Raw genomic sequence first — 825 nt, forward strand, 5'->3', positions numbered from 1 at the left:
AGGATCGGCGATGAGTGATGAGCAGGTCTCGCGGGTGGGCACGCAGTTTGGGCCGTATCACCTAAAGCGGCTGCTGGGCCGGGGTGGGATGGGCGAGGTCTACGAGGCCGAGCACACCGTCAAGGAGTGGACCGTGGCGGTCAAGCTGCTCTCGGAGACCTTCAGCAAGGACCCGGTGTTTCGGGAGCGGATGAAACGCGAAGCCCGCACCGCCGGTCGTTTGCAGGAGCCGCACGTGGTGCCCATCCACGATTACGGCGAAATCGACGGGCAGATGTTTGTCGAGATGCGCCTGGTCGAGGGCACCGACTTGGACAGCGTGCTCAAACGCTTTGGGCCGCTGGCCCCGCCGCGTGCGGTGGCCATCATCACCCAGATCGCCTCGGCGCTCGACGCCGCCCACGCCGCCGGGGTGATGCACCGCGACGTCAAGCCGCAAAACATTCTGGTCACTCGCGATGATTTCGCCTATCTGGTCGACTTCGGCATCGCCAGTGCCACCACCGATGAGAAGCTGACCCAGTTGGGCACCGCGGTGGGGACGTGGAAATACATGGCGCCCGAACGGTTTTCCAACGGCGAGGTCACCTACCGCGCCGACATCTACGCCCTGGCCTGCGTGCTGTACGAATGCCTCACCGGCACACCGCCGTATACCTCGTCAAGCGCGGGCGCCTTGGTGACCGCCCACACCATGAACCCCATCCCCCAGCCCAGCGCGCTTCGCCCCGGGATTCCCAAGGGCTTCGATGCGGTGGTCACCCGGGGAATGGCCAAAAAGCCCGAGGAGCGTTACGCCAGCGCCGGGGACCTGGCCCTGGCCGC

The 825-nt window shown here is 65.9% G+C and carries 1 protein-coding gene; it reads left to right on the forward strand.

All coding sequences use genetic code 11. The features are described from left to right. Positions 1–10: 10 nt before the first annotated feature. On the forward strand, positions 11–825 hold an 815-nt coding region (locus WU80_RS24780), incomplete at its 3' end, for a serine/threonine-protein kinase (protein WP_156349775.1).

This window comes from Mycobacterium sp. UM_11 (assembly GCF_001414075.1).
Lineage (GTDB): Bacteria > Actinomycetota > Actinomycetes > Mycobacteriales > Mycobacteriaceae > Mycobacterium.